We start from the raw sequence: 8,348 nt of genomic DNA on the forward strand, positions 1-8,348 counted from the left end.
GTTTACTTTATATAGTATACTTTATTTCAGAAAAAAAGTAAACCATTTCACTCATTTTCCCTACTTTATTCAAAGAGTTGATAATAATCAGAGATTTTCATTTTTGCTTTTTCTTCTTGGATCAAATCTTGGATAATCCGGCCTTCTTTCATGACAATTAAACGATTGCCATATTTGAGAGCATCTTCCATATGGTGGGTAATCATAAGCGCTGTCAGCTGATCTTTCTTGACAAACTCATCCGTCAATTCCATCAAGGCCACACTGGTCTTTGGATCAAGGGCTGCAGTATGCTCGTCTAACAAGAGTAATTCAGGACGCTTCAAGGTTGCCATCAAGAGACTCAAAGCCTGTCTTTGTCCACCTGATAAGAACTCAATCGGTGTATTCAAGTGTTTCTCAAGACCGTTTCCCACTTTTTCAATAGTTGCCTGAAACTCATCCTTATAGCTAGCCAGACGTCTCGGAAACAGTCCACGCTTTTCACCACGAAACTTGGCAATCAAAAGATTTTCAGCGACCGTCATACGAGGAGCTGTCCCCATCTTGGGATCTTGGAAGACTCGAGACAGATACTTAGCCCGCTTCTCTGGTGAAAACTTGGTAACATCCTCACCTAAAATACGGATAGTTCCACTGGTTAGTGATAAAGTTCCTGCAATAGTGTTAAAGAGGGTTGATTTCCCAGCACCATTTCCACCTAAAATCGTGATGAAATCCTGTTCAAAAATTTCTAAGGAAACATCATTTAAGATAATCTTTTCTTCATCAAAGCCATTTTTAACGACTTTGGTTGCATTTTTTAATTCTACAATTGCTGTCATTTGCTTAATTTGGCTCCTTTCAAGATTGTTTGCTTAAATGTTGGAATCATGAGGCAGACTGCTAAAATCACGGCGCTGTACAAACGAAGGTAACTTGTATTAAAGCCAAGCGCAATAACTGCCCACACTAAAAATTGATAGGCGATAGAACCTACAACGATGGTAATCAGACGTTCTGCCAAGCTCAAACTCTTGAAGATAACTTCTCCAATAATCAAACTTGCAAGCCCCACAACGATCACCCCGATTCCTCGAGATACATCGGCATAGCCTTCTTGCTGGGCAATAAGAGCCCCTGCAAGGGCAATCACACCATTTGATAAGACCAAGCCCATGAGCTCCATGCGTCCAGTATGAATCCCGAAACTTCTAGCCATATCAGGATTGTCACCTGTAGCAATATAGGCTTGTCCGAGTTTGGTATCCAAGAAAAAGAGCATGAGAGCAATAACAAGACTGACAAAGATGAGACCTGTCAAGAGTTGGTTCAAATCTGAATCAAAAGGCAAAACATCCTGGATTTGCTTGGTTCCAAGCAATCCTAAATTTGCACGTCCCATAATCAAGAGCATGATAGAGTGACAGGAAGTCATCACCAAAATCCCTGAGAGCAAGGTTGGGATCTTCCCTTTTGTATAAAGAAGTCCTGCTGCCATTCCAGCCAAACAACCTGCTCCTACAGCAACAAGAGTCGCTAAAAATGGGTTCACTCCTTTGGTTATCAAAGTGACAGCAACAGCTCCCCCAAGAGGGAAGGAACCTTCTGTTGTCATATCTGGAAAGTTCAAAATCCTAAATGTCATAAAGATCCCCAGACCTAAAATAGCCCAGACAAATCCTTGAGAAATAATAGATAGTATCATCTGTTTCTTAACCTTTTCTATATGATTTCTATTGTAAAAAATTGGAGGAGATGTCCCCAACTCCTCCATTACAGATTATTCAATCACTTGTCCTGCTTCTTTAAGAACAGATTCAGGAATCGTAATACCTAGCTCTTGTGCCAATTTTTTGTTAATTACTGACTTACCAGTTGAAAAGACATTGACTGGTGTATCAGCTGGTTTAGCACCTTTCAAAACTTGCGCAATCATTTTACCTGTTGCCACACCAAGGTCGTGTTGGTCAACTACAACGGATGCCAAACCACCAGCTTCTACCATTGCAGTTGCACTTGGGTAAATTGGTTTTTTAGCGGATTGATTACTTGAAACAACAGTTGAGAAGGCTGAAGCAATAGTGTTATCAATTGGAACCCAGATAGCATCGACCTTACTAGTCATAACGTTAACTGTTGAAGCAATTTCATTTGTTGAAGGAACTGCAAATGTTTCCACTGTCAAACCAGCTTTTTCAGCATAAGCCTTAAATTCTTCAACCTGTGTTTTTGAATTGTCTTCACTACTTGAGTAAAGGGCTCCGATTGTTTTCACATTTGGTGTGAGAGCTTTGATGAGTTCAACTTGTTGTTGAGCTGGATTATGGTCAGATACACCTGTAATGTTACCACCTGGTTTTTTCAAATCTTTGACCAAGTTAGCACCAATTGGGTCTGTAATAGCAGCCATGATAACCGGTAGGTCTTTTGTTGCACTAGCCAATCCTTGAGCTGCTGGTGTTGCAATACCAACCACAAGGTCATTCCCATTTGCAACCAATTGTTTACTCATTGTCGCAACCTTACTTTGGTCACCTTCTGAGTTCATAAAATCGATTTTAACTTGGTCATCTTTATAACCTTCTTCTGCAAGTCCATCTTGAATTCCTTTATAAATCAAATCAAGAGATGGATGGCTCACAAACTGAAGGACACCAACTTTGGCAACTTTCTTTTCATTCTTAGCTTCTGGTTTATTCATTGAAGAGTAAATCAAGCTTCCTGCTACTAAGACTGCTAATACAGCGATAATTCCAATTAAACGTTTATTTTTCATTCTATTTCTCCTTTTTATTCCTTTAAAATACTTCACTTATCTAATACTCTTCGAAAATCTCTTCAAACCACGTCAGCGCCGCCTTACCGTACTCAAGTACAGCTTGCGGCTAGCTTCCTAGTTTGCTTTTTGATTTTCATTGAGTATAAACAAGTGACACCATCGTTTTCTTTCCATACTAACCTCCATCAAAAAAGTCCTCACACAAAAAACTTGTGTGAGGACGTCGATGCGCGGTACCACCTCAATTATAGGGAATTTCCCTATCGCTCTGTCTCGCAATAACGAGATGCACTGTAAGGTGTGCTCACCGAATTTTTATGATTTCAAATTCTAAATAACATTCAGCCCAATTTTCATCATCATCACTTATCTGTTTTCAGCTACCACAGACTCTCTAAAAAGTTTATATGATTACTTTTCTGAATGGTTAAATTATATCATTTTTCAACTACTTGTCAAGACTCTTTTAGCATTTTTTTAAACTATTCAAAAACTTCCCCTATAGAAAAGAGGAAGTTTGATAGGTATCAGCCTGAATTACGCAATCCTGTCGCAATTCCGTTGATGGTTGTATGGATTAATTTTTCTTGATCGCTTGATAATTCTCCTCGGCGTTGACGTTTAATCAACTCCAACTGGATATAGTTGAGAATATTAAAATAAGGCATACGGTAATCCAAACTTGCTTTTAGATATGGATTTTCAGCCAAGAGTTCATCGTAACCTTCGATAGCCAAGATAACTTCCTTGGTGACTTGCCATTCATTTAGAATAGTCTCATAGATTGCTTTTACTTCTTCATCCTCACACAGTTTGGCATATTCAAAAGCAATATTCATATTTGATTTTGACAAGACCATGTCGACATTTGAAAGAAGCGATTGGAAGAAAGGCCAATTTTGGTACATATCTCGTAAGATAGCAATATTCTCTGGATTTTTATCGATAAATTCCTTGAAGCTTGAACCAACTCCATACCATCCAGGGAACATGACGCGACTTTGCGACCATGAGAATACCCAAGGGATAGCTCGCAAACCACCGATTTCAGTAATCGTCTTACGAGCAGCTGGACGAGAACCAATATTAAAGCTTGAAATAGCCTTGATTGGACTTGACTCGAAGAAATAATCATAGAAATGATCATTACCAAAGACCAAATCACGGTAGATATCGTAACTACGGTCCACCACTTGGTCCATAATAGCTTCGTAACGATTTGAGGTGTTGGTATCGCTCTTCTTCTGAGTAATCATACGGTTAATGGCCGCCGAAACCAACATTTCAAGGTTATAGTAAGCTGCGTCTTTGTTACCATATTTATTGCCAATTACTTCACCCTGCTCCGTCAAGCGGATACGATCCTTAATGGACTTGAGAGGTTGAGAGGTGATGGCTTCATAGGTTGGTCCACCACCACGACCGACAGTCCCACCACGGCCGTGGAAGAAGGTAACCTTAACGCCAAATTCATCTCCAATAGCAGTCAATTGTTGTTGAGCCTTGTAGAGGGTCCAACATGATGAAAGGTAACCACCATCTTTATTACTATCAGAGTAACCAAGCATGATTTCTTGGTAGTTATTACGTGAAGCAATCCATTTCTTAGCAAGAGGAAGAGAAAGGTATTCTCTCATAGTTTCTTCTGAGTGGTCCAAGTCCTCAATTGTTTCAAAGAGAGGAACAATTTGGACACGGGCTCTTTCTTTATCAACTAGACCTACTTCTTTTAGCAAGATAGCTAATTCCAACATGTCTGATACACTGGTTGCATGTGAAATGATAGTCTGACGAATAACATCATCTCCCAACTTATCTTTCAACTTACGAGCAGCCTTAAAGATTGCTAATTCTTTTTCGAGTAACTCTGATTTTTCAACATGAGTGGCAGAAAGAATACGTGGATCTTCTTCTAATTCTTTCAAAAGAAGCTGGCATTTTTCTTCTTCACTGAGTTCGCTATAATGAGAATGAATACCTGCTGATTTCAAAAGTTCTGCTACGCAGGCTTCATGAACACTAGAATCTTGACGCATGTCAATAGATGCCAAATAGAAACCAAAAATTTCAACTGCCTGGATCAACTCAACAAAATCACCAGAAATCAGTGCTTCACCCTTATTTTCCATGAGGGAATCACGAATGGTAATTAAATCCTTATAAAAATCATTAGCAGTTTCATAGCGAGCTCCAACTTCCTTATCTTCAATCAGATAAGTTTTTGTTGCTTGGATTTTTGATTGAATATCAAATAAGGCACGGCGGTAAAGCTCTTTTTCACGATAGATCGAGTTATCCTTGGATTGACGAGCCATTTCTCTGACTTGCTTGCTCACATTGACAATACTGGTTGAGAGGGAGAATTCACGATAAAGTTGGTAAATCTTTTCATCATAATAATTCATGATGACTTCACACTGGGTCATAGCAGATTGTTTTAAGGTATCTGCTGTAACAAAAGGATTACCATCACGGTCTCCACCAATCCACATTCCCATGGTAATTGGTTTAGGATGTTTCAACTCCAAGCCGTGTTTTTTAGCCAGACGCTTGTACTCAGCAGTCAAATGAGGAACTGCCTTCAGGAATGAACTATTGTAGTATTCCATAACATTCGTGATTTCATTGGTCACTTTCAATTTCTTTTCACGAATCATATCTGTCTGCATGATAATCTCAATATAACGACGGAGATCATTATGCCATTTTTCCTTATTAATCAAACCTAATTTCACATCACGGTACTTACGCAAAAGGGTATGGATATGGTTGGTCAAATCCAACATACTCTTACGTTGCACTTGTGTTGGATGGGCTGTCAAAACAGGAACAACATTCAAGTGTTCTAGAATTTCAACCGCATTTTCTTTTTCTGCAACCATTTTGATCGTTGCTGATAATTTACCAAGATAATCTTGATCGATATTATTTTGGTGGTTGATTTCATAGGCCAAATCCACGTCTTCTGAAATATTAATCAAAAGAGGCAAGATAGAGAAATAGCGTGAAATATAAGCCATTTCATCATTTGTCAAACTGGTAACTAATTGATTCAAACCTTGATAATCTTCTTGAGTTGACAATTCCTTCAACTGTATGATTTTTTCAAAAGTCTCTGGGGCAAGCATGTTTTTAGTGATATCTTCTAACAATTCTGTTAAAATCAATACTTCTTCTTGTATAACAGCTTTATTACTATAGTTTTCTAATTTTTGAAGAGACATAGGTAATCCTTTCCACTCTCAGCTCTACATATAGTTTGATGAGTGAGCTTCTAACTCCTCATATAATTGGGCACGTTTTTCACTTGCATCAATATTTAAGACAAAGGCGATGGCTACAGACAAGACTAGGAGACTGTTCCCTCCTTGTGATAAGAAGGGGAAGGTTACTCCTGTCGAAGGAATAATGCCAGAAATTCCACCGATATTGACAAATACCTGTACCAGCATCATCCCCCCAACCCCAATCGCCATCATAGAATTAAAGGGATTCTTAGCACGAATACCGACTAGGATAATTCGTAAAATCAGGAAAAAGACAAGTGCTAAAATCAAGCTGGCTCCCACAAATCCAAACTCTTCAATAACAATTGAAAATACAAAGTCTGTATGTGCCTCTGGTAAATAACCACGTTTTTCTATTGAATTTCCTAAGCCTAGACCAAACCACCCACCATTTACCATGGCAAAGTAGGAATTTGCAAGTTGGTGGCCTGACCCTGCCAAATCGGCAAAGGGATTAAAGTAGGCACTGAAACGCTTAGCAACGTAACCAAATACTGGAACTTTTGAAAACTTATCAACCCCGATCATAGAGATAGCTGATAAGGATAGGGCTGAAACTCCAAATAATACACCGATAAAGACTATAAACCAACGATGAGCAATTCCACTAACTGTATACATAATCAAGGCGACAAGAACTAGGATGGTAGCATTCCCCAAATCTGGGAAAATAGCTAAACTTCCTATCATTACTAGTAGGACGAAGCGCCAATCATTAAAAGCACGAGGAATCCATTGATTTTGAGTTAAAACTTGAAAATCGTAAATCCCAATTTCATCCTGTTGTTTTGAAAAACGTTGGGCCAAATACCAGACGATGATAATCTTCAAATACTCAGCTGGCTGAATGGTCAACGGTCCTACTGAAATCCAACCATAGGCTCCATTGACTGGCGTACCAATTATCCGAGCCAGAGCTAAAAGAATCAGCTCAACAAACATAACAATAAATAAAAGTCGTTCTTTTCTCAAAAAATTCAATTTCAGCTTATATATCAAGGCAATCAATATTAAACTAAATATCCAAAACATTCCCTGACTTCGAACCAATTGGAGGGCACTTTTACCTTCTTCGATAAGAATGGCACTGGTTGTCGAATAAACCACAATCAAGCCCAAAATAGATAAAAGTAAGTAAGGAACTAGAATAGAATAGTTTAATAGGTGCCTCTTACTAATCTTCATAGTATCACCAATCTAATGAGAACAAAAGAAATTATTCCCAAATTCCGTTTATTTTCTAGTTTTGATTGCTATTATACCATTTTTTCCGAAAGAAAAAAACTCTTACCCTTAAGATAGAAGATTTTCTCATAAGAAAAAGAGCTTGAGATGCTAAATCTCAAGTTCTTTCTTAGGTTGAATCAATCACTGATTGAAAGAATATCTGAATTATTCTTCGTCTTTTCTTTTCTTACGAGCAATCAATCCGAATCCACTCAAGACTCCTAGAAGTCCAAGCGCTGCAAGGCGAGCATTTTCTTCTGTACCTGTATTTGGAAGTTCGCGTTGACCATCCATATACTGTGGTGTAGCAGGTTCTGCTGGTTGTTCTGGTGTCACTGGAGCTATTGGTCGTTCAGGTGTCTCAGGTGTCACTGGAACTGGATTTGGTGCAGGACTAGGTTCTGGTTTTGGCTCTGGCTTAGACTCTTCAGGAATCTTCAACTCAGGAATTTCCACTTTAGGAGCTTCATTTGGTTTTGCAACCTCTTCAACTACTTCACGGTAGTAATAGTTTACGACCTTACCACCAACTGGAACAATTCCGTCCTTATCTTCAGGAACTTTTACTAGCTCATAAGAAGTTGTTCTTGTGATTACATTTCCATTTTCAACAACTTTTTCAACCTTACTTGGAATCACTTTCGCTTCAGAAGTGTAGTTTGAGCCAATATCTTTTTGACCTTGTTCAATCGTATCAGACAGTTTTTCAGTAGTACCTTCTTTATAGTAATTAACTGTTACTGGAGCTTGTTTCATTACAACATCTTCTTTGACAACTTCACGGTAATAGTAATTAACTACTTTACCACCAACAGGTACTTTACCTTCCTTATCAGTTGGTTCAGATACCAATTCATAAGATGTTGTTTTAGTGATAACTCTATCTTCAAGGTCTTGAACTTCTACTTTATCTGGAATGGATTTCGCTTCAGTTGTATAGTTTGAGCCAATATCTTTTTGACCTTGTTCAATCGTATCAGCCAGTTTTTCAGTAGTTCCTTCTTTATAGTAATTTACTGTTACTGGAGCTTGTTTCATTACAACGTCTTCTTTAACAACTTCTCTATAGAAGT

General features: G+C 38.4%; 6 protein-coding genes and 1 other annotated feature. All 6 genes read right to left on the minus strand.

Features of this window, described 5'->3' with window-relative positions; translation table 11 throughout:
- Positions 1-65: 65 nt before the first annotated feature.
- The gene (locus QM843_RS08040) at positions 66-824 is read right to left on the minus strand and encodes an ABC transporter ATP-binding protein (protein ID WP_261101392.1); all 759 of its coding nucleotides are present in this window, start codon (positions 822-824) and stop codon (positions 66-68) included.
- On the minus strand, positions 821-1,687 hold the full coding sequence (locus tag QM843_RS08045) for an ABC transporter permease (RefSeq protein WP_004254625.1): 867 nt from the start codon (positions 1,685-1,687) through the stop codon (positions 821-823). The genes QM843_RS08040 and QM843_RS08045 overlap by 4 nt, the downstream gene beginning before the upstream one ends.
- Before the next feature lie 75 nt (positions 1,688-1,762).
- A complete protein-coding gene (gene trpX / locus QM843_RS08050; protein ID WP_414304717.1) occupies positions 1,763-2,758 on the minus strand; it encodes a tryptophan ABC transporter substrate-binding protein in 996 nt (331 codons plus the stop codon).
- A 216-nt stretch (positions 2,759-2,974) separates the two neighbouring features.
- Positions 2,975-3,192: a binding site (T-box leader), on the minus strand.
- Between the two features lie 96 nt (positions 3,193-3,288).
- The gene (ppc, locus tag QM843_RS08055; protein WP_414304716.1) at positions 3,289-5,985 is read right to left on the minus strand and encodes a phosphoenolpyruvate carboxylase; all 2,697 of its coding nucleotides are present in this window, start codon (positions 5,983-5,985) and stop codon (positions 3,289-3,291) included.
- A gap of 24 nt (positions 5,986-6,009) precedes the next feature.
- Positions 6,010-7,233, minus strand: coding sequence for a cell division peptidoglycan polymerase FtsW (gene ftsW, locus QM843_RS08060; RefSeq protein WP_414301486.1), 1,224 nt, complete (start codon positions 7,231-7,233; stop codon positions 6,010-6,012).
- Positions 7,234-7,440: 207 nt separating this feature from the next.
- On the minus strand, positions 7,441-8,348 hold a 908-nt coding region (locus QM843_RS08065), incomplete at its 5' end, for a MucBP domain-containing protein (protein WP_414399217.1).

It is taken from the genome of Streptococcus mitis (genome assembly GCF_047463435.1).
Classification (GTDB): domain Bacteria; phylum Bacillota; class Bacilli; order Lactobacillales; family Streptococcaceae; genus Streptococcus; species Streptococcus mitis_DS.

Bases quoted from the DNA above. Each gene is read 5' to 3' on its own strand.
- QM843_RS08045 (WP_004254625.1), bottom strand. From the start codon at position 1,687: ATGATACTATCTATTATTTCTCAAGGATTTGTCTGGGCTATTTTAGGT.
- ftsW (WP_414301486.1), bottom strand. From the start codon at position 7,233: ATGAAGATTAGTAAGAGGCACCTATTAAACTATTCTATTCTAGTTCCT.
- ppc (WP_414304716.1), bottom strand. From the start codon at position 5,985: ATGTCTCTTCAAAAATTAGAAAACTATAGTAATAAAGCTGTTATACAA.
- trpX (WP_414304717.1), bottom strand. From the start codon at position 2,758: ATGAAAAATAAACGTTTAATTGGAATTATCGCTGTATTAGCAGTCTTA.
- QM843_RS08040 (WP_261101392.1), bottom strand. From the start codon at position 824: ATGACAGCAATTGTAGAATTAAAAAATGCAACCAAAGTCGTTAAAAAT.